This is a genomic window from Streptomyces minutiscleroticus (assembly GCF_014650875.1).
Taxonomy (GTDB): Bacteria; Actinomycetota; Actinomycetes; order Streptomycetales; family Streptomycetaceae; genus Streptomyces; species Streptomyces minutiscleroticus.
This window is the reverse complement of sequence record NZ_BMVU01000060.1, coordinates 1-23387: the sequence shown is the minus strand read 5'-3', so window position 1 is coordinate 23387 and position 23387 is coordinate 1. Positions and strand designations below refer to the sequence as shown.

Genomic DNA, 23387 nt, shown 5'->3' with positions numbered 1-23387 from the left:
TCGAAGGTCGGCGATGGTTTCACAGCGTTGAGTACGCGTTTCTGCGGGCGATCACGGCGCCGATGCCGAGCGCGAGGAGCAGCCCCCACACGGGCAGTTGGCCGGGTTGGAAAACAACTCGCAGGGCAGAGGGGACGTGGCCGGTGACCCACGTGGGTGCCACGACGACGACGCCCCACGCGACCGCCAGCCCGGTGGCGGCGCGGGTCACGCCGACCAGGCCGCCCAGCGCCAGGGCGGTGGAGGTGAAGGCCAGGGAGGGCAGCAGCCACTGCGCGGCCGTCATGGCTCCGGTCAGCCAGCCCGCCACCAGGAGCCCGGGCAGGACCACCACGAGAACCGTCGTGGTGCGCCTGAGGAGCAGGGGCAGGCCGGCTCGGGCGGTCGAGGCCGTCAGTTCGTACGCCGGGTCCAGGCCGCGCGACCACGATGCGGCGACACCACACAGCGGCAGCACGGGTGCGATCAGCAACACGGGAGAGGTGTCGCCGAAGAACGTGGACGGCGTGAGCGAGTCCAGCAACAGCGCCATCAGGGTGACCACGACGGTCATGGCCAGCCACGGGGCCGTGGCCGGCGTCAGCCAGGCCGACAGCCACCTCGGGCGGTGTCGCCGCGAGGGTGCCCTGACAGCCGCGTCCAGTTGCGGTTCCAGACCGGCCCGGACGGTGTCGAGGAGCGTGGCGATGCCGGGCACCTCGGTGGCCACGGAGGCCGCCAGACGACTCCGGCACATCGCGCACGTCTCCAGATGGGCCTCCAATGCCCACACCACGTCCACGGCCATCTCCGTATCACCACGTGCGTAGTCGTCGAGCAGCCTCGTCGACACGTGTTCCCCACTCATGCCAGCGCCTCCCGCATCGCGATCCGGGCCCGGCGGGCGCGGGTCTTGACCGTGCCTTCGGGCAGTCTGAGCAGGACGGCGGTCTCCCGCACGGAGAACCCGTCCAGCACCATGGCCTGCAGGACCTCTCGAAGTTCCGGTGCCAGTCGCCGAAGAGCGTCACCGACGTCCCCGTCGACGGTTCCGGCCAGTGCCTCGTCCTCCGCCGCGGGCACCACCGCCCGCTCGGCGGCGGCGACCGGCGGCTCGGCATGGTGGGCACGGCGCCGGAACGCGTCGACGAGGCGGCGCGCCGCGATCGTCCACAGCCATCCGACGGCCGTCCCGCCGACCGCGCTCCCGGCGAACGCACCGGCCGCGCGCCACACCGCCAAATAGGTCTCCTGCATGACCTCGGCGACGATCTGCTCGTCCGCGCAGCGGCGGCGCAACCGCACAGCCAGCCACGGCGACGTGCGCCGGTACAACGCGTCGAACGCCTCACGGTCACCTCTGGCCACCAGCCGGACGAGGCGCTCCTCGTCCAGCTCGTCCAGTGCTCTCACGCGTGATCTCACACCAGCCAGACGCCCGATGGTGCGCACAGGTTCTCCACCTGACGTGACTTGCGTCACAGTGTCACGCGCAAAGGGTCCCGCTCCCCGTGAAACCCGGTCGTCGGTCGCGATCCTGCTCGTGGTGAACCCTGGCGTCTCGCGGTGCTTCGCCCTTCTCGGCGCAGCCCTGACCGAGTACGCCGACCGACTCGCAGTCGCAATCGATGCCGATGCTCCAGCCCGCCAACTGAAGCACTCGCTCGTGGTCTGTTGATCCGGGCAGCACAGGTCAAGAGGTCCGCCGGTGGTGACGGCGTCGATGAGGTCCTGGAGTTCGGTGGACGGGGGCTTCACTGTCCAGGCGCGCCAGTAGCGTTGCAGCGTGGCCCAGGGCGTCAGCCAGCCACGAACGGCCCGGATCGCGCGGGGCCGGCTGACTGGCTGCGACTCCTGGGGCTGCTGCGGTTCGCAGGTTCCCCCTCTCTTCCGGTGCCGACGACGTTCCGTGCCGGGGTTCGAGGGCCATCACGAACGGCAGTTCTGCTGTGTGCAGGTCGGTGCGGAAGCTGTCGTGGTCGCCGTAGGCGCAGTCGGCGGCCACGGCCCGAAAGTCCCATCCGGTGTCCCTGGCCCGGCCGGCCAGGGCGACCGCGATCTGGAGCTTGGTGCGAAAGCCCGGGTCGTTCTTGCCCTTGGGGAAGTGGTGGGCCGGGGTGTACCGGGGTGCAGGGGCGGGCGTGCAGGGGGTAGTGGAGGCGTTCGTCGGCCCGGCAGGTGGTCACCGTGACCACCCCGCGGTCGACCTTGCCGACCGAGCCCAGGTACTGCTTGCCCACGTGCGCGGTCGCCCGGCCGTCCTTGCGGTCCCCGGAAGTCGTCGACCACCAGCACCCCGCCTGCCTGCGGGGCCGTCGCCGCATCCGACATCAGCAGCTCCAGCCGGCGGGCATCGACCCGCTCACAGTCCCAGGTCGACTCGGACAGGAAGAACTGCAGCCGCTGCACCGCGGCATGCCGGGTCCCGGCCACCGGCTCCGCACCGACCAGACACGTCAGCGTCTTGCTGCCGCTCCCGCGGCAACAACAACCCCGTCAGATACTCGCGAAAACCGCGCCGCCGGGTCGGCGTCTCGGAAAGATCGTCGAAGCAGGAGGCGTACGCCTCCAACGGACCCGGAGCAGCAGGGCACGGCAACCGCTTCGTCACCTCGATCCCCCAACCGAGTCGACACCTCCCTGTGCGGCCTGAACCCTCACGAATCCGCCGTCAACGAATAACCGCCAGGGAGGCGGTCGCAGAACCAACCGGTCGCCCCGGGCGGCAGCCGCAGTTGGGGCTGCGTTGACTTCCTCCCCCTCCTGAAGGGAGGGGGATTCCTACGGCTCGCGCCGCAGGGGTTTCTGCTTCGCCGCCGACTGCCCGCCCGGAGTGCTCCGTTGAGGTCTTGCATCCGCTCCACAGACGGACGCCGTCAGCCCGACGACCAGAATGTTCTTCGCCGCGTTCACGTCCCGGTCGTGCACCGCCCCGCACCCGCACACCCACTCCCGGACACCCAGCGGCATGGTGTTCTGCACGGCGCCGCAAACAGAGCACAGTAGGGCATCGGCCCGTCGAGGCGGACAGGCGTACCCGTCCCGAAGGAAGCGATGCGGGTCCGACCCGCCCTGGCGGCTGCTCTCGAACCCCCGCACACGGACAGTGACGGTCATCGCGGCCTCCTCGGCCTTCACCTGCCAGAAGAGTCCCGTGGTGGCCGTTCCATGTCTCTGTCGACCCCCGAAGGTCAGCACGCGATCAAGGCACCGGCATAGAACTGAAGCCGAGGGCGGGGGCGAAAGGTTCGCTGCGGCCGGCTGCAACGTGCTCGGTCTCAAGCCTCGTCACGGGAGTGAACGGGCGGATCGAGCATCTCTGGTACGTGCACAATTGGCTATCGGCCAGTTGATGGCAAACCTCCAGTAAAAGCCAGCCAGTTCCGGTCACGTGGCGACGTGTGGCTTTATGACGATGTAACACCCTTTGCTTCAGCGATAGAGCAAAGAATTTACCTTTCCGTAACCGCTGCGCGTCCCGGCAGCTCTGTTCCCATGATCACCTATGGGTGAAGGCGCAACAGTCCAGGAGGCGTTGATGGATGTGATACGGCAGTCGGCCCAGGCCGGTCGGGTGGTGGTGTGGGAGGAGTCCGCTCGCGACGGTGCCCAGGCCAAGACCCTCATGACTCCGGAGTTCCGGGTGCAGCTGGCTCGTGAGACGGGCCGCGTCTTCGGCGCGGACGGGCCGCGGCACGTGGTGTTCGCCGCCGGTTTCCCCGCGGTATGTGACGAGGAGTTCGAGGCGGTACGCCGCGTTGCGGCCGAGGCCGAGGAACAGGTCAGTGTGGCCGCCGTGTGCCGGGGCGCGTCCAAGGACGTGGAACAGGCCATGGCCTCGGTGCGGGGCACCCGCGACGCGCGGGTGATGGTGGTGGTCCCTGCGTCCGAGGCGATGGCGCAGGTGATGGTCCACAAGACGGCCGAGCAGGCGCTCCAGGGAGGAGTGGACCTGGTCAAGCTGGCCCGCGACCTGGATGACACGGTGGCGGTGGACATCTGCTTCGCGGATGCCTCCCGTGCCGACGCCGCTCTCATGAGTCACTACGCGCAGGCCGTGACGGACGCCGGCGCGGGACTGGTGATCCTGGCCGACACGGTCGGCGCACAACTGCCCGACGCCTGCCGCGACATGTTCGCCGCGGTACGGGCAGGGACCGGCGAGGACGTGGTGCTCGCCACCCATTTGCACAACGATCTCGGGCTCGGGCTGGCCAACACGCTGCAGGCCCTGGCCGCCGGGGCGCGGGTGGTGTCCAGTTCGTGGCTGGGCATCGCGGAGCGGGCCGGCCTGGTCGCCACCGAGCAGTTGCTGTTCCTCCTCGCCCGCCACGCCCAGGAATTCCTGGGTGCTGATGCGGCGCCCTGGTGGACCGCTCCCGACCTGACGCAGCTGCCCAGAATCGCGCACATGGTGGCTCAGGAGACCGGAGTCCCGCTGAGTGTGACCACTCCGATCGTCGGCTCGGGAGTGGGCACGATCTCCACCGGCACGCCGTTCGTCCACCCGCAGCTCTTCCAGCCCTACGACCCGACCGAACTGCTGGGCGTCGAGCCGAAGGTCCTGCTGACGCAGTTGGCCAGTGCCCGCGTCATCACCGCCGTCGCCACCCGTCTGGGCCACCGGCTCGACAAGGAACAGACCCGCGCGGCGATGCACTGGGTCAAGACCCGCGCCTTCCGCACCGGCAGGGCCGTCGTCGACGAGGCCGCCTTCGCCGACTACCTCGACGGCCTCACCCACACCTCCCGGATCAGCGCATGAGCGAAACTCCGAAGGACCGCGCGGACCGCGCGCCGGTGTCGCTCGTACAGGCCGGACGGGCCCTGCGCGACGGAACGGCCGTGGTGGTGCCCAACGCGGCACCGCTCACCCACGTCGTCACCGCCCCCCGGGCCCGCAGCGTCAACGAGGCCAAGGGCCGTCCCGTTGACCAGCCGGTCGCCCTGTGGGCCCACCATCCCGACACACTGCGCGCTCTGGAGCACATCTGGAAACTGGGAACCGAGCAGAGCGCGAAAGCTCGATGGCTGCTGCAGGAACGTTTCACCGTACTGGTGCCGGTGCAGGACGGCACCGATACACCTGACTGGGCGAGCCCTGCGATCAAGGACGGCTGGATGCTGATGTTCGGCGCCCGCTGGCAGCCCTTGCGGCCCCTGCTGGACGAGCACCCTGTGCTGTACGTCAGCAGCGCCAACCGCACCGGGCACCCGCCCGCCGCCACCACCGCCGACGCCCTGGCCATGTTCCCCGCCACCGTCCCCGTCCTGGCCCTGCCGGAACCGGAGGAGCCGGACGCGGCAACGGCCGGGATGGAACGGCGGGCCACGACCACCGTCCGTCTGCACCCCGACGGCCGCATGGAGCTCCACCGGCACGGCGCCCAGGACCAGCACTACGCCACCCCTGCCCACTACCTGCAACAGCTGCAAGCGCGGTACACGCAGGCAGCTCCGCATCATGCCACCGGCCGGGCACCGTCGGCCGCGTCATCCGTCCCGTCCCGGAGTACGGCCGAGCTTCCTGAAGGATGACATGCGGGAGATGTCTCCTCAGCTCATGGGCTGATTGCTCCGAGGGAGCACGATGTTCGGTGAGCCGTTGCAGGTCAGGCGCTGTTTCCCGGACCTTCTGACAGGGGGGTGTCGGGTCCAGGCCGGTTGCATGGGCCGCGGAGACCTGACGAATGCGGAGTGGGAGCGGCTGGAGCCGTTCCTGCCGCGAGGCGGTACGCGTGGGGGCCGGTGGAGTGATCATCGGCGGGTCGTCAACGGCGTGCTGTACCGGGTGCGGACGGGGGTGCAGTGGCGGGATCTGCCGGAGCGGTCCGGGCCGTGGGAGACCGTCTACCAGCGCCATCGCCGCTGGTCGGCGGACGGAACGTGGCAGATGCCGCTGCCGAAGGTGCAGGCCGCCGAGGACGCCGCGGGCCGGATCGACGGGGACGTGCCGGTGGACTCCACCGCGGTGCGCGCACACCAGCACGCCACCGGTGCGCGGAAAGCGCCGCCCGCCGCGGTTCCTCAAAGGGGGGCCGGCCGGGGAACGAACCAGGCCGAGCCGGTCCGGCGGCCACTGGCCGTCCGGCTGGCGGAGGTGGCCGGATCGGCGCGTGCCCGGGGCGCTCCCGCGGCGGCTTCACCACCACAATCCATCCCGCCGCCGACGGACGCCGCCGGCCACTCACCCTCGTCCCGCCCCCCGGACACTACGGTGACGGCCCCCGGCTCGAGCGCGTACTGACCCAGGTCCGCGTGCCCCGCGCCAAAGTGGGCAGACCCCGCACCCGACCGGACCATATCCTGGCCGACAAGGCCTACACGTCCAGCAGAAACCGCCGCCACCTGCGACGACGCGGCATCTCCCACACCATCCCCGAACGACGCGACCAGCGCAGACACCGGCTGAACCGAGGCTTTCGAGGCGGCCGGTCCCCCGGCTTCGACAGCGGACGCCACAAGAAACGCAACACCGTCGAACGCGCCATCAACCGCCTGAAAGCCTTCCGCGCCCTCGCCCCGCGCTACGAGAAACGCGCCTGCATCCACCTCGGCACCGTCACCCTCACCGCCCCCACGATCTGGCTCCGAACTTGATCCGAGAAACAGCACCCAATCCTGACAACCCCTCGGATGCCCCTGCTGCCCGGCCTGGGGAGTGAGGTGGAGGACGGACCGGGGGCAGCGGGCGCCCTCGGGGTTCGGGGCGCGAGAGGGCTCTTCTGGCTGTCGGCGAAGCCTCCGCGCGCGGTGGGGGCGGGCGCCGTGGGGCCGTCTGGGCGGCCGTGAGGGCACTTCCCGGGCCTACACGGATTGCTTCGGGCTGTCTCTTCCGCCAGCACGGCTCAGAGTCCTGATCTCAACTGTGCCGGTGCGGGCCCGGTCCCGCTGCGTCAACCGGATGTCCACTTCCTCGGGATAGACCGCCACGTATCCCTGAGTAGTGTTCAGACCGAGATGGCCGGGCACCTGTACGCCGACACCGGGCGCCCATGATGCCGACCAGCTCTACAAGAAGTGAGCCAGAGCCCGCTTCCACCTGCAGAGCCATCCGGCGAGACGCGGCGCCGCTCGGTGAGGCGAGGACGTCGCCCCTCGACGCTTGGGGAGGCTGGTTCGACCTATCGAACGCCGGCTCCACTGTTGCTGCCCGGAGCGACGGCCTCTGCGACAGCTTCCTTCGGGCCCTCGTCATCCGGGCCGGCTCCCTTCTCGTCATCCAGGACCTTCGGAACCCAGCGCAGGGTGAGGAGGCCGAGGACGAGGTGGAGGAGGCTGGCGGTGACGGCGACGACCCGAAGGCCGGTGACGAAGGCGTCCTTCGCCTGGTCGATCACCGCAGGGGCGAGACCGGGAAGGCCGAGCGTTTCACCGAAGGTACCGGCGAGGCCAGGACCCTGCAGGCGGAAGACGAGGACGGACAGCGAGCCGAGGAGCGCGATACCGAGAGCGTTGCCGATCTCGTTGCTGGTCTCGGCGATCGCGGCAGCGGAGCCGGCCCGCTCGGAGGGCACCGCGGCGACGGCGGTCTCGGCGACGAGGCTGAACGAGATGCCGTAGCCGACACCGGCGAGAACCGTGGCCGCGATGTACCAGCCCGCCCCGCCGGAGGATGCGATGGGCAGCAACAGGAGCAGACCGGCGGCGATGAAGGTATGACAGGTGACGAGCGCCGATCGCTTGCCGATGCGCGCGACCAACGTAGGCGTCACGATGCACGTGACGGTGAGAAGCAGGGCCCCGGGGATGGAAAGGAGCGCGGCGCGCAGGACGGAGATCCCCAGAACGGACTGGAGATAGACCCCCGACAGGTAGGCGGTCGCCGACCACGCAGCGAGCGGCAGAAGCCCGGTAATGATCGCGATGGTGAAGACCCGGTCCCGGAACAGGCCGAAGTCGAGCAGCGGATGCTCAAGCGTGAGCTGTCGCCGGATGAACCACGCCAGGACGACCGCGCCGACAAGCCCCACGATCACGAGGGGCGCCGAGAACCCCTCCGCGGCCATGTGCTTGATGGCGTAGATGGTCATCAGGAGGCCGACCACGGACTGCACGACGCTCAGGGCGTTGATACGGCCCGTCCGCGAGGCCTTCACCTCGCGAAGCAGGAACGGGGCCAGAGCCAGGAACAACACGAGAACCGGAAGGTTGACCAGGAAGACCGAACCCCACCAGAAGTAGCTCAGCAGCTGCCCACCGACAGCCGGGCCGATCGCGAACCCGGCGGCGAAGGCGGCTGCGAAGACACCGATCGCCTGCGCCCGCTGCCGCGGGTCGACGAACAGTTCGCTGAGCACCGCAAGCGCCGAGGGCAGCAGCGTCGCTCCGGCCAGGCCCATGAGCCCCCGGAAGGTGATGAGCATTTCCGGGCTTGTCGCGAACGCCGCTCCCAGCGAGCCAAGACCGAACAGCGTCACACCGATCATCAGCAGCTTCAGCCGGCCGTACCGGTCACCGATGGTGCCGAAGGTGATGAGCAGGGAGCCCACGACGAATCCGTAGATGTCCAGCGTCCACAGCGCCTGGTCGGCGGTCGGCGAGAGGGCTTCCGTGACCTTCGGCATGGCCAGGAACAGCACCGAGCCGTCCATCGCGACCAACAGCACCGGGCCGAGGATCACCACCAGGCCCAGCCAGGCCCGCAGACCGGGCTTGTGGATATCAGCAGTCTCATTCATGCGCACGAGCGTGAGGCTCCCCCGGACGGGCAACCAGCCCCACGCCATGGGTACACCCCACAGGGATACCCTGGCCTGGTCGTGCCTGTCCTATAGTCGAAGCCATGGAAGTGGAGAGCCTCGGGACGTTCCTCAAGACCCGCCGCGCTCGGGTCACACCGGCTCACATCGGACTCCGCACCTTCAGCACCGCCCGCCGCGTGCCCGGTCTCCGACGCGAGGAGCTGGCCCAACTCGCCGGGGTGAGTGTCGGCTACTACACCCGGTTGGAGCAGGACCAGGCCGGAACCGCCTCCCCACAGGTCCTCAACGCGCTTGCCCGCATTCTCAGGCTTGATCCTGCGGAGACCACCCACCTGCACAACCTCGCGCTTCGGCGGGCGGCAGCACCGCGCATGGTCCGTCATCAGCGGGAACGGCTGCATCCGCGGGTACTCGCGCTTCTGGCGTCACTGGGCCAGGTCACGCCGGCCATCGTCCTCGGCCGGCGGGGTGACGTACTGGCGTGGAACCGCACCGGACACGCCCTCGTCGCGGAACACGTCGACTTCAACGTGCCACAGGACTCCGTGCAAAGGCCTTCCATCCCACGGATGTTCTTCCTCGACTCCCACACCCGTGCCCTGCACGAGAACTGGGACGAACTCGCCCGCATCCATGTTGCCTTCCTGCGGTTCACCGCAGGCCGGTATCCGAACGATCGCCGCTTGGCCGAACTCATAGGTGAACTCGTCATGCGCAGCGATGACTTCGCCAAACTGTGGGCCACCGGCGATGTCGCCGAATGCACTGTGGGCACCATGCATCTGCAACACCCGACCGTCGGCAGGGTCAACGTCGACTACCAGGTGTGGCTCCAACCCGACAGCCCCGACCACCGGTTGGAGATCTACACCGCCAACGACGACTCCTCCGCCGACGCGCTGCGCCTGCTGTCAAGCCAGGCCGCTGGTCAGCACTTCCCTGAGGCCGCCTCCCCCACAGCAGCACCCTGACGGCCTCGCCCCGGAGCGCCCCTGGAGTATCACATGATGGGCGCCACGCGTTTTTCGCCTCAATGGCAGTGTGAGCAGTGCCAGGGTCTCGCTGGTGGCATCCTGGTAGGACCGGCGGGATTGGCTCACTCTTTCGCTGTCCTGCATGCGCGCGGTGGCTCGCCGCCGATGTGCCGCCCCGTCGGCCCGCTGCCCTCCTCGACGTGGCTCGATAGGAATCTGCCGCATGGTTCGATTGGGGCGTGCCCGTGTGGAGGGTCTGCCCGTGCAGCCTTGCGTGGAGGTGCCCGATGACGGTTGTCGGCGTGGATGGTCACAAGCGAATCCACACTCTGGTCGCGGTCGATGAACTGGGCCGCTACCGGGACGGACTCACAGTCGCGGCCACGACGAAGGGACACGGCCGGGCACTGTTGTGGATGAGCCGGTTCGGCCCGCAGACCCTGGTCGCGGTCGAGTACTGCCGTCGTCTGACCCGGCGCTTCGAGGCCGACCTGCTGACGGCCGGCCACCAAGTGGTGCGTGCACACCCGACTCAAGGCCGGTGCCCGCAGCTCAGCACGCGAGCGCGGCAAGTCCGATCCCCTCGACGCCCAGACGGTGGCCCAGGCAGCGCTGCGCGAACCGGACCTGCCCCGGGCCGCCCTGGAAGGCCCGGCGCGTGAAGTGAAACTGCTGTCGGACCACCGCTCTCAACTGGTGCAGCAGCGCACCAAGACGGCCAACCGGCTGCTGTGGTTCCTGCACGAACTCGACCCGGAACTTGGGATGCCGGCCCGTGGGACGAAGCGGATCCGGGTCTTTGATGCCATCGAGCTCGCGCTGTCCGAACACACTGGAACGGTCGCCGACATCGCCGGCGACCTCCTTGCCGACTGCTGCAGCCTGCCCCGGCACATCGACGATCTGCAGAAACGGCTACGGACCCTGGTGCGCCGGCCGGCTCCTGGCCTGCTGGACATTCCCGGTTGCGGAGTGCTCAGCGCCGCCACGGTCATCGCAGAGACCGCCGGAGCCTCACGCTTCACCTCCAAGGCCGCCTACGCCCGCTTCAACGGCACCGCACCCATCCCGGTCTGGTCGTCGAACGAGGTGAAAGTCCGGCTCAACCGCGGTGGTAACCGTCGCATCGCTCACGCACTGCACATGATCGCCATCACTCAGATCGGCCGCGGCTACGCAGGCGCCGGCTACTACGCCGAACGGATCGCCAGGGGCAAGACGTCCAATGAACCGCACCGGGTTCGGTAGAGACCTCAGATTGTGGTTTTGACCTGGGGTTTTGTGAGTTCTGTGTAGTAGTTGGTCTCGTACTCGACGAGTGGGACGTGGCCTGTCTCACCGTGGAGTCGCCGGTGGCAGTACCAGTCGATCCGTTCGGCGGTGGCCAGCTCGACCTGGGAGAGGGTCTTCCAGGGCCGCCGCTGCTTGATCAACTCCGTCTGGAACAGGCCGATCATGCTCTCCATCAGGACGTTGTCGTACGCATCTCCGACAGAGCCGATCGAGGCCGCGACGCCGGCCGCGTCCAGGTGTTCGGCCAGCTTGAAACTGGTGTACTGGGCGAGTTCAACCGGTCGACGCAACATCGGGTTGTCAAGTGAGCGTAGCTGCTCAAAGACTTCGGCGGGGGTTTTCCAGCCGAGGATCTTGCGGGGCCGATTGTTGAGCGCGTACGCGACGGCTTCGAGGTCTTCGACGGACCACCGGGACGGATCCGTTCCTTTCGTGCCTCTGTGTTTGTCAAGCTGGTTGGGGTGTTGGCGTAGGCTCGGGTTCGGCGGGTCCGGGAAGTGACTTGTCCGAAGAGTCGGCCGTCGGGGTTGGGCCGGCCGCGCTGGATGCTGTAGTCGCCCCCGGTTGTCCTCCTGAGCCCGTCGTCCGGGTGCGTCGGCGTTCGTCGCCGATCACCGTGCGCCGGACGTGATCAGCGAGGCGGCGCTTCAGGCAGCGTTGTGCTTCCCGGGACGTCTTTCCTTCTGCGGGTTTGGCCTGGTAGTAGGTGTGGCCCCGAGTGTCCGGCATGCGGATCTGCGTGATGGCGACGGTGTGAAGTGCCGCGTTGAGCTGGCGGTCACCGCGCCTGGACAGTCGGTGGCGAACGCGGTCGGCGCTGGCGATCTCGATGGGAACGGTGCCGGCGTACTGGGCGAAGGCGCCGGCGGTCGGGAAGCCGGTGGGGTTTTTGGTCCGGCCCAGGAGCCGGGCGGCGGTCACGGCTCCGATGCCCGGAGTGTCGGTCAGACGGCTTTCGGACTCTGTGACCAGCGCTGCCATGGCTTTGGCGTTGTCCTTCAGCTTCGCATCCCAGGTCCGGATCTCGGCGATCAGATCAGCGGCAAGGGCGCAGCGGGTGAACTCGGCCGAACCCACGGGGACCACCGTGTCCAGCAGCTGTTCCGCTGTGGCCGCGGACAGATCCCGCGGCGCGCCGCCGGGCAGAAGTGCCCGCAGCAGCGCGTGGAGCTGGTTCACCGCGCGGACCCTGGCTTGCGCAAGATCGCTGCGCCGTTCGTCCAGCAGCGCCAGTGCATCCGTTGAACTCTCGGGCTGCACCGGCCTTGCATCGCCTTGGAGTGCGGCAACGCATGCCGCCGCGGCGGCGTCGATACGGTCGTTCTTGCGGCCTGCGCCGCGCGAAAGCTGGCGGACGCGGGCGGTGGCGCCCGGTGCGACGTCAACGACCTGTTCTCCCCGGGCCAACAGCCACGAAGTCAGATGGTGTCCCAGGCCCCTGGCGTTCTCGACGGCCCAACGCCGCTCGGGCCACTGGCAGGCCCGGTCCAGCATGCGCTGGTACTCCTGGAGCGTCACGTCGACGCGGATCGATGCCAGATCACGGTTGGTCTCGGGATCGACGGCCGTGGCTGTGTGGGTCGACTTGTGCGGATCGATGCCGATCAGCATCATCGGCGGTCCCCTCCCTCTCGGTGTCGGGTCAGTGGTATCCGCAGCTGACATCCCGACTTCGAGAAACGTGGGGTGGCCGATGCTCATGCCTTTGTTGAGTCAAGCTGCGAACGGACACCGGGCAGGCCGACACACCCAAAGAGAGCCGGCCCCGGCGGGCGGCAGGAAGTACTCGAGCCAGCCTGCCCGGCGTCCTGCGGCACGTTACGGGCGGCCAACCCGACCACGAACACCGCTGCCCCATACAAGTCGGGAAGTACTGTCTCAGCAGCCCGCTGGTGTTCTCGTCCGTCTGTCGCTGCCAGGGCGAGTGCGGGTCGGCGAAGGACACCCGTGTTCCGCTTGCCACGGCGAACTGGGCGTGGCCGGAGAGCTCCTTCCCGCGGTCCCAGGTGAGGGTCTTGCGTAGTTGCTCGGGCAACTTGGTCATCGGCTGCGTCAGTGCCGCGTTCATCGCGACCGCGCCGTATCCGCCGAGCGACGGCCCGTTCTTCCCATACGGTTCCTCCCCCTCAGCCGTCCAGCCGTGGCAGATGGGCCAGGAGCGTGGACCTGCTGCTGCGCTCGACGAGCGCGCCGATCGCGGACCTGCCCGTCCCAATGATCGGGTCGCCCTCCCCATGGCCGGGGACAGCGCGGTCGTCGGCCTCGGCGGGGCGTCCGATGAGAACGACGTCAGCGGTGACGTGGCCCTGCGGCTTGTTCCGGGACCGCGCCCTTGGTTCCCGCAGCGCACGCCCCGTGCGCAGACACGTGACCAGCTCGCGCTTGAGCGCGCCCCGGCCCTCGATGAACAGCGACTGGCAGATCGCCTCATGGCTGATGCGCATGGACTCATCATCAGGGAAATCGACCCGCAGCCGGCGTGCGGTCTGCTCCGGACTCCATGCCCTCGGCCACCGCCTGTCCTGGCGACGGGGCTTGTTCAAGCCCTCCACGGCGGCGTCGCAGGACCTGCAACGATCGGGCCGTCGGGTCGGCGCACGTCACCAGCGAGTCGGTCCTGCACGTACGCACGCAGACGGACGCAGAAGTGGAAGCGCGAACTGGACTACGCGCTGCGCAAGAGCCTCTGGGCGTTCCAGGAGAACCGGATCGCCGTCCGCTTCCAGTACGAGTGGCACGACGCGGAAGGCCAGTGGTGGCGCAGTTACGGCAACGAACTGTGGGAGTTCGACGAGCACGGCCTCATGCGGCGCCGGGAAGCGAGCATCAACGACGTCGCCGTCCCTGAAGCCGATCGGCGTGTCCGCGGCCCCCGTCCCAGGGACGAGTACGGAGTCGACATGCCGCTCCGGTAGCACACCACGCCACCCCAGGACGGTGGGCCCGGACAGCGCGACCGTCCGAGCCCACCGCTCTCGGGCAGTTGACGGGGAACGCCGCGCTGAACGCCGACGCGCCTCTGTCCGCCGAGGGGCGACGTGGCCTCGTCGAACGCTGCCGAACCCGGCCGATCGCCCATGTCGCGGCGGAGAGGGGGGATCTCCCGCCGAGCATGTGCGCCGAAGTGGGTCGACCGCTACCGCCGGTACGGGGAAATCGGCCTCCTCGACCGATCCCCGCCCCCGCGCCGCCACCCCGGGCGCCCCGGTCGCGAGGATCGGCGAACTCCGGCGCAGCCACAAGTGGTCAGTGATCCGGACCGTGTTCGAGCCTCTGGGCCGGGGCACCGGGCAGACCCCTCGAGGTCCGGAACACCCACTACAACTACTACCACCGGCACCGTACTTCCACCGACAGCCGGCCCCGGGCGGCTCAACTGCTGGACGGCGTCGCCAACGCCCGGATCTCGTACACCTAGGTGGCCCGACCCGAATCGTCGGTCAGGGCCGCCGCGGTCATGTCGAGGTGCCGGGCCAGCATTTCGGCCGCGGTGTCGGCGTCGCGGGCCGGCGCCGCCACCTCGAGGCGGCGGTGTTCGCCGACGGCGTCCCGGTCGGGTCGGCGCCGCGCAGACCAGCGGCGGGCCAGCTCGCCGGCGGTCCACAGCCGGTCGAAGGTCTGCAGCAGGACCGGGTTGCCGCACCCCTCCAGCAGGGTGCGGTGGAAGACGCGGTGGGCCTCGGACCACGCGCCGCTGTAGTGCTCGCCCTCCTCGGGCACGTAGGCCGGGGTGCGGGCCAGGCGGTGGTGGGCGGCGCGTACGCGGGCCTCCCAGTCGACGTCTCCGCGCTCGACGGACATGCGCAGCACGACCGGTTCGATCGTGCGGCGGGCCTCGGCGGTCTCCTGCCAGCGCTGGTCGGAGAAGGCCGGGACGGCGAAGCCGCGGTTGGGCAGCCGGTCGGCCAGGCCCTCGCCGACCAGCCGCACGAGCGCCTCGCGCACGACGGCCAGGCTCACGCCCTGCGCCTTGGCGAGGTCCTGCGGTCTGAGGGCGTCGCCGGGGCCGTGGTCCCCGCGCATGATCGCGTCCCGCAGGTGTGCGTGGACCTGCTCGGAGAGCATGGAACAGCGCAAGGCGGGGGAGGACCGTATGGAGACCAGGCACCTGGCCCGGATCCAGTTCGCCGAGAGTGGCCCGGCTGTCGAGGGCGAGTGGACAGTGCCCGCCACTGCGCAGGCCCGATACGCGGAACGGGTGGGCCTGTACGGCGCCGACCCGGCCGTGGTGATCCGGCTCGTCGAGGAGAGCGACGGCCGCCGCCGCGTGCGCCGAACATGGGCCGCCCGGGGCGAGCAGACAGCTCTGGGTGAAGCGGTGTCGTAGATCACCCGGCGCCGCCGTCACATTCGGCCGCGCCGCCCCCATAACCACTGAGGCAGCCGCTGCGGGGGTTGCGCGTCCAACCACCCAGCGCGACGGCGCCCTCCATTCAGAAGAAACCGCAGGTCGAACAGGGGTTGCGTCGCTTGCCCCCGCCCGCCGTATCGTCACCGCAGCTTGTTGAAGCCCCGCCCGTCCGGCGGGGCTTCGCCGCTTCCTGCACACGATCCACCACGTCCCCACGAGAAGAGGACCCGTCATGAACCTCGCCCCGATCCACCCCGCTCGGGAGCAGCCGGTCGAGCCCGCCGAGCTGAAGTCGCCCGCTCCCTTCTTCGAGCTGTGCTTCGCCGAGCTGGGCATCACCCTGCAGCGGCCGCTCTACCGGCTGTTCAGCGCCGTGGCGACGATCGCCGTGCTCGTCTCGTTGTGGTGGATTCGATGACCGTGCCCGTCGCGTCGCCCGCACGGGACAGACGCCGTCGGTCATGAGCGGCCAGGAGACGCGGTCGGATCCGGTCATGCTCCGGCCGCTTCTCCTCGCCCGGGGGCTGGCTGCTTGTTCACCCTGTTGGCCGCGTATGGAGCCGCACGGCGCGGAGAGACGCAAGGGAGCACGGTGCGGTTCTCTCGGCTCGTGCGCGCGTGGTGGTGACGCGCCGTGGCCGGTTCCCTCCGAGGGGCCGGCCACGGCACCGCAGGACGGGGCTGTCCGGCACGGGGCAGGTATCCGGCAGGGGACGGCAAGCCTCGGCCGGACGCCTGCCGCGCGCCGGGCGGACCGCACAGAACGAGGTGTGGGTGGCGGTGCGGGGTGTGCTGTGGGGGATGATCACCAAATCGGGTGGCATATGCAGGCTTCCGTGTTTCTTCCTGTGGTGTTGGCCCCATGCTGTGAGGGACCACCAAGCAAGATCACGGAGGGATTCGGCGCATGACCACTGCGGCGCGGGACATCATCACCATCAAGCTCGAGCGTTCCTTCGACACGATGGACGCCAACCGCGACGGCTACCTGGACTGGTCGGACTACCAGGCACTCGCCGACCGCTACATCCAGGCCTACCGCCTCGACAAAAACGACCGCAAGGCCCGGTCCCTGCAGACCTTCACTCAGATCTACTGGCTGGAACTGCTGCGGCACGCGGGCGTGGACAGCGACCGGCTCACCAAGGACCAGTTCGTTGTGGCCAACCGCCTCGCGGTTGTCGACACCAGCCGCCTGAACGTCACCGAGGGCGGCGGCCACGCCATCTTCGACGTCCTGGACACCAACGACGACAACGAGATCAGCGCCGACGAGTTCGCCCGCTTCCTGCGCGACGTGCTGCGCAGTGACGCGGTCGACGCGATGGACATGTTCACCAAGCTGGACATCGACGGGGACGGCGCGATCTCGCGTTACGAGTTCATCCGCGCGGTACGCGAGCACTACCTCTCCAACGACCCCGACGCCCCGGGCAGCCTGTTCTTCGGCCGCGTCTGAATCTACCCGCCCCGGTCTCGGCCAGTGCCCGGTCGGGAATTGGCCGAGACCGGGGCGGCACCAGGCTGGAAAACGGCGGAACCTGCGACGGATGCCGTCTGGATGAGTACCACCGAAAGAGCAAGCACACGCCTGCTGAGGAAGGCGCCTGCCCTGGCTGCAACGTTCCGTGCGGCAGGCCCGTGCAGACCCTCGGGGTGCGCGGGAAGTGCCGGGTAAAGGCGGAGCAGGACCGCGCAAAGCGCGACGCGGACTGGGCAGCACAGGTAGCGGCCGTGGCCGCACTGGGCGACGGAGAGCGGGCGGAAGCGGCCGCGATGCTCGACGCACAAGCGTCCACCGCCCCCGTTCTAACTGCCCAGGCACCCGAAAGAGCCGCTGAGCGCCCCTCTCGCCGACGATCGCCGTTCCGGCGGAGTACCCGCCGGTTGATCAGTGCGGCGCTCAGCGGCCCGTACAGGCGATCAAGGAAGGAGATCCCCGCATGGGCATCACCGGAGACGGCCTGGAGCGGGCCGTGCACCAGGCGTTCACCCGTCCCATCCCGAGATCGGGCGGTGCGCAGATGCGCTACCTGGTCAAGCAGCTCAAGGGCACCCGCGCCGCGGCCGCCGCGCTGGGCATCTCCCGGCGCACCGTCGAGCGCTACGTGAAAGACCAGATCAAGCGGCCGCGCGCGGACCTTGCCCAGCGCCTTCAGGAGGCGGTGCGCGCCCGTTGGCAGCCGCGGGTGCGGGCGGCCGCCCGGCGCCGCGCGTCGACCACGGGCGGCATCGTGATCCACACCCGGGCCCGGCGCGGCTTCACCGCCGCACCTGGCTCCAGCAACGACGCCCGGGTGCGCGACCTCACCGTCGCGCTGCCCGCGGACTACGCGGCCCGCTTCCTCGACGTCCAGGCCGCCGGCGGCAGCGAGCAGCAGCTGCGCGAGATCGCCGCGGAGGGCTTGGGCGAGCTGTACTTCCGCCACCGCCAGCCTGCCTGCGCGTACTCGCGACGACTCGAGTGCCGGAACTGATCAGAGCTCCACAGCGCCGGTCTTCCCGTTACGGACGTCTTTCGCGTCAGCCGGAAGCGTGCTCGGGCGCAGAGAGCGGCTGGCTGAGATTTCGGTACGAGACCGGCCGCGGGGAGGCAGGAGGTCGATCCGGACCTTCAACCCGACCACTACAAGAGCCAGAGCCAGGGTCAGAGTGTTGGTCATAGCGATGGCGATGTCGCGTTTCAGGAGTCCGTAGATCATCCAGAGGGTGACACCGGTGCCGAAGACCGCGAGGTAGAGCCAGGAGAAGTCCGCCGTCGAGCGTGTGCGCCACGACTTGAGCAACTGCGGCAGCCAGCAGCACGTGGTCAGGGTGCCCGCGACGAGTCCTAGAACGATCATATTGTCCCTTCTGGGGCGCGCAGCGCCTATTGCGGTCGGACGGGAACTTCGTCCTTTGCGAGATGCCCGGCCACGATATCGGGATGGTTGTATATACAGTCAAGGGGCGTTCCAGCTCCCGCATCCAGCTGGAACTCGCCGTCGGCCAGGCGTCATCTCGTCCGGCCGGCACGGGGTGCCGACGACCGTAGGCCATGGTGCGGTGGCGCAGGAACGCCTATTGGTCGGCGGAGCAGGCGACTACTGGTCACCATCTGAACTAGTTGTATAGACTGGTTGCGTGACCAATCATGCTCACCCTGATTTCGCGCCCCGCTATTACACGATCGAGCAGGCTCTGAGGGCCCGGATCGCCGATCTCCAGCCGCACGATGCCCTGCCCTCCGAGTCCGAGCTCGCGAAGGAGTTCGGGGTCAGCCGCATGACGGCGCGTGCAGCGGTCGTGCGGCTGGTCGCCGACGGCCTCGTCTACCGTGAGCCCGGCCGGGGCACTTTCGTGGCCACGCCGCCCACCCGAAGGCGCGCCGACAGTCTGGTCAGGTTCAGCCAGGAGATGCGGGCGCAAGGCAGGCGCCCCTCCTCCAGGATCGTCAGCAGCCAGACGCGGGCGGCCAGGCAGATCGAGCTCGCCCGGCTCAGGCTCGAACCGGGGGACCAGGTCGTGGCCATCACGCGGGTGCGGCTGGCCGACGCCGTTCCCATCGCCCTGGAGCGCTCCGCCTTCCCCACCACCGCAGCGGGGCTGCTGGACTGCGACCTGGCCAACGAGTCGCTCCATGAGGCGCTGGCCGACCTGGGATTCGTGCCCACCATCGGACACGCCTCGCTGTCCGCCGGCAACGCCGGCGATCTGGAAGCCGAGCTGCTCGAAGTCGAGCCGGGGGTGGCCCTGCTCGTCGAGCAGCGCCTCATCCTCGACCAGAACGGAGACCCGCTCGAGTTCACGGAGTCCAGGTACATCGGCGACCGGTATGCGCTCGATGTGACGTTCGACGTACAGCACGACCAAGGACCGACGCAGCCCTGAAGCAACCGACAAGGGACCAGACCATGCGCGTGACATTCGCCTCCCACGCGGGCTCGGTGCACAAGCCCAACGAAGACTTCCTCGCCGCCGGCCCGCAAGTCGCACTCGTCCTGGACGGACTGACCTCGCCGCCCGAACTCGGATCCGGCTGCATCCACGGAACACCCTGGTTCGTCAGCCAGCTGGGCACGCATCTGCTACGTGAAGCAACATGCCGGCCGGAAGATCCGCTGGCCGACTGCGTGGCCGAGGCCATCACCCGCGTCGCCGACCTCCACCACGACACCTGCGACCTGACCCACCCGGGAACGCCTTCGTGCTCCGTGGCGCTGCTGCGCGAAGGACCCGACACCGTCGACCACCTGTCCCTCTTCGACTCCGTCATCCTGCTCGACGGACCCGGCGGGCTGAAAACTTTCACCGACCTGCGCGCCGACGGCTACGCCCAGCACGAGCACAAGGAGACCACCCGCCACCGCATCGGAACCGCCGCACACCGACAGGCCGTCAGCCAGCTCGTCGCGGCCCAGCGCCCCCACCGCAACGTCCCCGCCGGCTACTGGGTGGCCGCGACGAACCCCGCGGCGGCCTACAACGCCGTGACAGGCGCGGTACCGCGGTCGGAGGTCACCCGCGCGGCCATCCTGAGCGACGGAGCCTCCTGCCTCGTCGAGGACTACGGACTCACCGACTGGGCCGGCTTGCTGGATCTGCTGGAGACGAAGGGACCCGAGGCCGTCATCGCACGCGTCCGGCAAGCAGAAACATCCGATCCGAGCGGAGAACGCTGGCCCCGCTACAAGGCCAGCGACGACTCAACCGCCATCCTCTGCCTGCTCGACAGCTCCGTACCAGCCAGCCAATAGCTCCGTACCAGCCAGCCGATGAACCGCGTCCGCGGTGACCACGACCAGCACCAGGTCCTCATTACGCGGAGGGCCGCGTCCCTGACCGGCACTGATCATGTGCAGCAAAGATTGGGACGCGGCTTACGAACAGCGCAGGGTCAGGAAACTGCCTCTTCACCAGTCGACCTCTGAGGGCCCGGTTCGCGTAGCGCGGCCGGGCCCGCGCCGTGAGGCGGCGCCTTTCCTGTTTTTCGTGAGGTGAGGCGCCGCCCCGGCCTGTGGGGTGGTGCGATCGCTGTGCAGGCTCATTCGGTGGAGTCGAGGGCGTCCAGGGCGAGCTTCCAGAGTCAGGCGTGGACGTCGCCGTCCTTGACCGCCCACCGGGCCTGTCCGGCCGATCATTCTCGGTTGCCCGGCCAAATCGTTTTGAAAAGGATTAAAAGGTCCAGTGTTGTTGAAGCCGTTGAAGGTCTCCGCAGCAGTTGGTTTGTCGGCACCCAAGCGAATGGCCGTCAGTCCTTGGAGCCGGAGGCGTCTGTGCTGATCGCCGCTCCGGGGCCTCAGCGTGGTCATCAACCAAGAGGTAGGGAATTCGCACGTCAAGGACTCCCACGGCAACGAGCTGAAGGACAGCGCCGGTAATCCGATCAAGGGCGAGGTCGGCCTGGGAGTCCTTCCCGCCGCCTGGCTGAAGGTCGTGGACGGCTGGGCGAAGGACAGTAACCGTGGGTTCGGCATCAGATAATTCCCCACCCTCACGGTCACGTTTCCCAAGGGGATGACGGTCGCGCCGGACGACGTACGGGCCTTCGCCGTCAGCCGTCAGCAGGCTGCTCAAGGGCAGGGCATGCTCATGTAGAGGGCTTGTTCGCCCGATGAGGGTGTGCCGTCGTAGAGCGTCACCGGACTCACCGGCCAACTCGGCGGCGTGGCCGATCAGGGCGCGGCCGACGCCCCGACCTCGATGTGCCGGAGCGATTTCGATGTCCTCGATGGCCAGCCGTCGGTTCCACGAAGCGTAGGAGACAGTGGCGAAGCCTGCCAGAATGCCGTCGGTGCCGACGGCGACGAAGGTGCGGCTGTTCGTTTCCCGCTCGACCGCGGGGGCATCGGAGTCGTCGGTGTTCTCGGCTGGGAAGACCTTGTGGATGGGCGGGTCCACCGGGATTTCCTGGAGGGCGAACCCGTTCTCGGTGACGGCCACCTTGTCCTCGGGCCGGGCAGTGCGGAACTCGTAACCCATGTCGTCAACGGTCGTCATGGCATGAACTTATGACCGGTCCGACCGGCATGGATCGAGTTTGGACGGCTTGCAACCCGGGCTGCCAGGCAGGCCGCGGCGACCAGCTGGCGATGGTCGCCGACGGGGAGAACAATCACTGCTACTTCTGCGGCCTGTGCGCGACCGTCGAGGAAATGGTGGTCCACGCATACCTCCTCAGCCCATCCGACTCCGGCAGTCACGTCGGCGCCTGTTCTCAGTGCGGGGAGTACACCCTCATCCATCACGTTCGCCTGGCCGGCGAATCCGAACCCGTGTCCTTCTGCTTCGGGTGCTCGAGTTGCTTTCCCGCCCGGACCTCGACGACGAAAGCATCTGCAGTACCCCGCCCCGGACCATGAGAGGCCGCCCTCACCGTGGAGCTGACGGCGGACGCAGCCGCGGGCATCACCGGCGACCGTGCCCGCGGCTATGGCCGGCACGCCCCGGCGCTGACCTGCGACAGCATCAGCTGCCGGAGCTGCCCGGCGGCCTGCGGCCCCTACGTGATCCGGGCGCTGTCGACGAGACGTGGCCGAACTCGGGAGCCCGTCCCCTTCCTGGCCCCGGCCGGGAGGGTCCGTATCGTAGGCGAGAAGGTTGCTCACATGTTCGGGGGTTGGGTGCGCATCACAGATCACGCTCGGTGGGATCGGGGCTTCCCGGTGAAGCACCTCCTGGTCCAGGAGGACGAAGACGGCGTGGAACAGCTCTGGGGGAGGTGGGCGGGCGTCGAAGGGTGTTCGTCGACCCGGTCCCGCCGCCACGGGAGATCCTCACCCTCCGCGGATACAGCCCCGACGGTCTCCTGAGCGAGGTCCTGGCCGAGCCCGGCGTCTCGTTTCGGGGGCTGGGCGACGTGTGCGTCGAGGTCTGGGACGACGAGCAGCCCGTGCAGTGGTGGACTCTCGTCGATGCGGTCGTGGTGGCCCATCAGCCCCACCCCGGCGACCCGGCGCGGTACGACATTGTGCTCGGTGCCGGCGTCAGGAACGAGGAGAGCTTCTTCGAGATGCCTGCGACACCACGCTTCGAGCTTTTCGCGGGAACGGCGGTCGCTGCTGCAAGTGCAGGCCGGTGCTCCGCTGTGGACGGCTTGTTCAAGCCGCGAGCGGACGCGGCCCCCGTCCCGATGGAGCTGATCGGCTGCGAGGCTACGGAGCCACTTCTGGTAGGGACTCAGCGACCACGCCGGTGGACACGGGGCTGGGCCGACCTCCTGGTACTGGATCGCCATGGCGCTGTGATGGCCTCGCGCCCCGTGGGCCTGGCCATCACCGGAGCGCGCCCGTCCGTGCTCGGCGATGGGCTGGAAGACATCACCCTCACCGATGGTGGCGCCGATCGACCATCGTCGGCGGCCCGCTCGATCTGGGCGGAGTGGTATCAGGGCCCGCCAACAGCCCCCAACACGTGGGCGCCGTACGACTCGCAGGGCAGGGCCGCTTGGCTCGACCTCACCACCCGTGCCTGGCGGGTGCCCGCGTCACGACCGGACCGCTCCGGCGGCGAGTACCATCTCGACGGCCGGTTCGTCACGGACGTCCCCGGGCTGCACTGCGCGATCGCCGAGGCCTTGCTCGGACCTGGCCGCTACTTCGGCCGGGAGCGGAACGCCTTCGAGGACTGCCTGTGCGGTGGATGCCGAGTGCGGTCCGCGGGTGCCGCGTTCCGGTGGTGCGGTTGGCGTCGGCGGCTTACCGGTCGGGACCCGGCCCTGCGGACCGCTTGAGAGAGCGGGGAAGGCCGGCCGAGGCGTCTGGGACGCTGTTTTCACGCTGGCGCCGTACGGGCATGAACAGCACCCGCAACGTGCCACGGACTCCGCTACGCCGTACAGACGTGCCGCGCATGGACAGCCGGTCCGGTACTTCGCCCTGGGGTGGCCGTGAGGCGGTCTCGCACCGTGACGGGACGGGGGTCTGGCGGACGGGTGCGGGGGCGAGTAGACATAGCTATAGGTCAGTGCGTGGCCGGGTGGTCTCCACCCAGTCCCCGTGCGTGCTTCTTCCGGTTGCGGTCGCTGACACCGACGATGCGGAAAGCGTTCTGACCATGCCTGCCCCTGCCTCTGATCCGCCGAGTGGGGAAGAACCCACTGTTCTT

At 68.9% G+C, this 23387-nt stretch carries 20 protein-coding genes and 4 pseudogenes; 13 read left to right on the top strand and 11 right to left on the bottom strand.

Annotation, left to right across the window (positions count from 1 at the left end):
• Nucleotides 1-19: 19 nt before the first annotated feature.
• The 4 genes and pseudogenes from IE271_RS34185 to IE271_RS34170 form a co-directional block, all read right to left on the bottom strand.
• A complete protein-coding gene (locus tag IE271_RS34185) occupies nt 20-847 on the bottom strand; it encodes a zf-HC2 domain-containing protein (protein ID WP_190194368.1) in 828 nt (275 codons plus the stop codon).
• Nucleotides 844-1392 (bottom strand): RNA polymerase sigma factor, encoded by a 549-nt coding sequence (locus IE271_RS34180; protein ID WP_190194367.1) that lies wholly within the window; start codon nt 1390-1392, stop codon nt 844-846. Before IE271_RS34180 ends, IE271_RS34185 begins: the two co-directional genes overlap by 4 nt.
• 490 nt (nt 1393-1882) lie before the next feature.
• Nucleotides 1883-2590: pseudogene (locus IE271_RS44395) on the bottom strand (IS701 family transposase); the annotation flags it as partial.
• Nucleotides 2591-2760: 170 nt separating this feature from the next.
• A pseudogene (locus IE271_RS34170) lies at nt 2761-2982 on the bottom strand (zinc ribbon domain-containing protein); the annotation flags it as partial.
• 535 nt (nt 2983-3517) lie between these two features.
• On the opposite strand from IE271_RS34170, the gene IE271_RS34165 reads away from it, so the two are divergent.
• The 3 genes from IE271_RS34165 to IE271_RS34155 all read left to right on the top strand — a co-directional run bounded on the left by IE271_RS34165 (nt 3518) and on the right by IE271_RS34155 (nt 6579).
• The gene (locus tag IE271_RS34165) at nt 3518-4744 is read left to right on the top strand and encodes a hydroxymethylglutaryl-CoA lyase-like TIM-barrel protein (RefSeq protein ID WP_229919753.1); all 1227 of its coding nucleotides are present in this window, start codon (nt 3518-3520) and stop codon (nt 4742-4744) included.
• Entirely contained in the window at nt 4741-5517 is a 777-nt protein-coding gene (locus IE271_RS34160) for an L-threonylcarbamoyladenylate synthase (RefSeq protein ID WP_190194365.1), read from the top strand. The genes IE271_RS34165 and IE271_RS34160 overlap by 4 nt, the downstream gene beginning before the upstream one ends.
• Before the next feature lie 130 nt (nt 5518-5647).
• Nucleotides 5648-6579, top strand: a protein-coding gene (locus IE271_RS34155; RefSeq protein ID WP_373308882.1) for an IS5 family transposase whose coding sequence is annotated in 2 segments (ribosomal slippage) — nt 5648-6101 and nt 6101-6579 — 933 coding nt in all. Because the reading frame shifts where the segments join, the coding sequence is not laid out codon by codon here.
• A 524-nt stretch (nt 6580-7103) separates the two neighbouring features.
• Here IE271_RS34155 and IE271_RS34150 read toward each other — a convergent pair.
• On the bottom strand, nt 7104-8660 hold the full coding sequence (locus tag IE271_RS34150) for an MFS transporter (protein ID WP_229919752.1): 1557 nt from the start codon (nt 8658-8660) through the stop codon (nt 7104-7106).
• Nucleotides 8661-8764: 104 nt separating this feature from the next.
• On the opposite strand from IE271_RS34150, the gene IE271_RS34145 reads away from it, so the two are divergent.
• Together IE271_RS34145 and IE271_RS34140 are read left to right on the top strand one after the other, a co-directional pair.
• On the top strand, nt 8765-9655 hold the full coding sequence (locus tag IE271_RS34145) for a helix-turn-helix domain-containing protein (protein WP_190194363.1): 891 nt from the start codon (nt 8765-8767) through the stop codon (nt 9653-9655).
• A gap of 522 nt (nt 9656-10177) precedes the next feature.
• Complete coding sequence (locus IE271_RS34140) at nt 10178-10906, top strand: transposase (protein ID WP_190194362.1); 729 nt, start codon at nt 10178-10180, stop codon at nt 10904-10906.
• A 5-nt stretch (nt 10907-10911) separates the two neighbouring features.
• On the opposite strand, the gene IE271_RS34135 is transcribed toward IE271_RS34140, so the two are convergent.
• The 3 genes and pseudogenes from IE271_RS34135 to IE271_RS34125 all read right to left on the bottom strand — a co-directional run.
• On the bottom strand, nt 10912-11241 hold the full coding sequence (locus IE271_RS34135; protein ID WP_190194361.1) for an integrase core domain-containing protein: 330 nt from the start codon (nt 11239-11241) through the stop codon (nt 10912-10914).
• A 157-nt stretch (nt 11242-11398) separates the two neighbouring features.
• A complete protein-coding gene (locus IE271_RS34130; RefSeq protein WP_190194360.1) occupies nt 11399-12565 on the bottom strand; it encodes an IS110 family RNA-guided transposase in 1167 nt (388 codons plus the stop codon).
• Nucleotides 12566-12815: 250 nt separating this feature from the next.
• Nucleotides 12816-13589: pseudogene (locus IE271_RS34125) on the bottom strand (transposase); the annotation flags it as partial.
• Nucleotide 13590: 1 nt separating this feature from the next.
• On the opposite strand from IE271_RS34125, the pseudogene IE271_RS34120 reads away from it, so the two are divergent.
• A pseudogene (locus IE271_RS34120) lies at nt 13591-13866 on the top strand (DUF1348 family protein); the annotation flags it as partial.
• A 499-nt stretch (nt 13867-14365) separates the two neighbouring features.
• On the opposite strand, the gene IE271_RS34110 reads toward IE271_RS34120, so the two are convergent.
• Nucleotides 14366-15016, bottom strand: coding sequence for a GntR family transcriptional regulator (locus IE271_RS34110; protein WP_190194359.1), 651 nt, complete (start codon nt 15014-15016; stop codon nt 14366-14368).
• 28 nt (nt 15017-15044) lie between these two features.
• On the opposite strand from IE271_RS34110, the gene IE271_RS34105 reads away from it, so the two are divergent.
• From IE271_RS34105 to tpg, 4 genes are all read left to right on the top strand, one after another.
• The gene (locus IE271_RS34105) at nt 15045-15278 is read left to right on the top strand and encodes a hypothetical protein (RefSeq protein ID WP_190194358.1); all 234 of its coding nucleotides are present in this window, start codon (nt 15045-15047) and stop codon (nt 15276-15278) included.
• A gap of 256 nt (nt 15279-15534) precedes the next feature.
• Nucleotides 15535-15720, top strand: a complete 186-nt coding sequence (locus IE271_RS34100; protein ID WP_190194357.1) for a hypothetical protein — start codon at nt 15535-15537, stop codon at nt 15718-15720.
• Between the two features lie 489 nt (nt 15721-16209).
• On the top strand, nt 16210-16761 hold the full coding sequence (locus IE271_RS34095) for an EF-hand domain-containing protein (protein WP_190194356.1): 552 nt from the start codon (nt 16210-16212) through the stop codon (nt 16759-16761).
• A gap of 484 nt (nt 16762-17245) precedes the next feature.
• On the top strand, nt 17246-17779 hold the full coding sequence (gene tpg, locus IE271_RS34090; RefSeq protein ID WP_190194355.1) for a telomere-protecting terminal protein Tpg: 534 nt from the start codon (nt 17246-17248) through the stop codon (nt 17777-17779).
• Here the strand turns inward: tpg and IE271_RS34085 are convergent, their stop codons facing one another.
• A complete protein-coding gene (locus IE271_RS34085; RefSeq protein ID WP_190194354.1) occupies nt 17780-18145 on the bottom strand; it encodes a SemiSWEET family sugar transporter in 366 nt (121 codons plus the stop codon). It lies immediately after the preceding gene.
• A 280-nt stretch (nt 18146-18425) separates the two neighbouring features.
• On the opposite strand from IE271_RS34085, the gene IE271_RS34080 reads away from it, so the two are divergent.
• A complete protein-coding gene (locus IE271_RS34080; RefSeq protein ID WP_190194353.1) occupies nt 18426-19172 on the top strand; it encodes a GntR family transcriptional regulator in 747 nt (248 codons plus the stop codon).
• A 23-nt stretch (nt 19173-19195) separates the two neighbouring features.
• Complete coding sequence (locus IE271_RS34075; protein WP_190194352.1) at nt 19196-20038, top strand: hypothetical protein; 843 nt, start codon at nt 19196-19198, stop codon at nt 20036-20038.
• Nucleotides 20039-20456: 418 nt separating this feature from the next.
• Here IE271_RS34075 and IE271_RS43665 read toward each other — a convergent pair whose 3' ends face one another.
• Complete coding sequence (locus tag IE271_RS43665) at nt 20457-21281, bottom strand: GNAT family N-acetyltransferase (RefSeq protein ID WP_308435236.1); 825 nt, start codon at nt 21279-21281, stop codon at nt 20457-20459.
• A 739-nt stretch (nt 21282-22020) separates the two neighbouring features.
• On the opposite strand from IE271_RS43665, the gene IE271_RS34060 reads away from it, so the two are divergent.
• Complete coding sequence (locus IE271_RS34060) at nt 22021-23013, top strand: barstar family protein (RefSeq protein ID WP_229919751.1); 993 nt, start codon at nt 22021-22023, stop codon at nt 23011-23013.
• Nucleotides 23014-23387 lie beyond the last annotated feature (374 nt).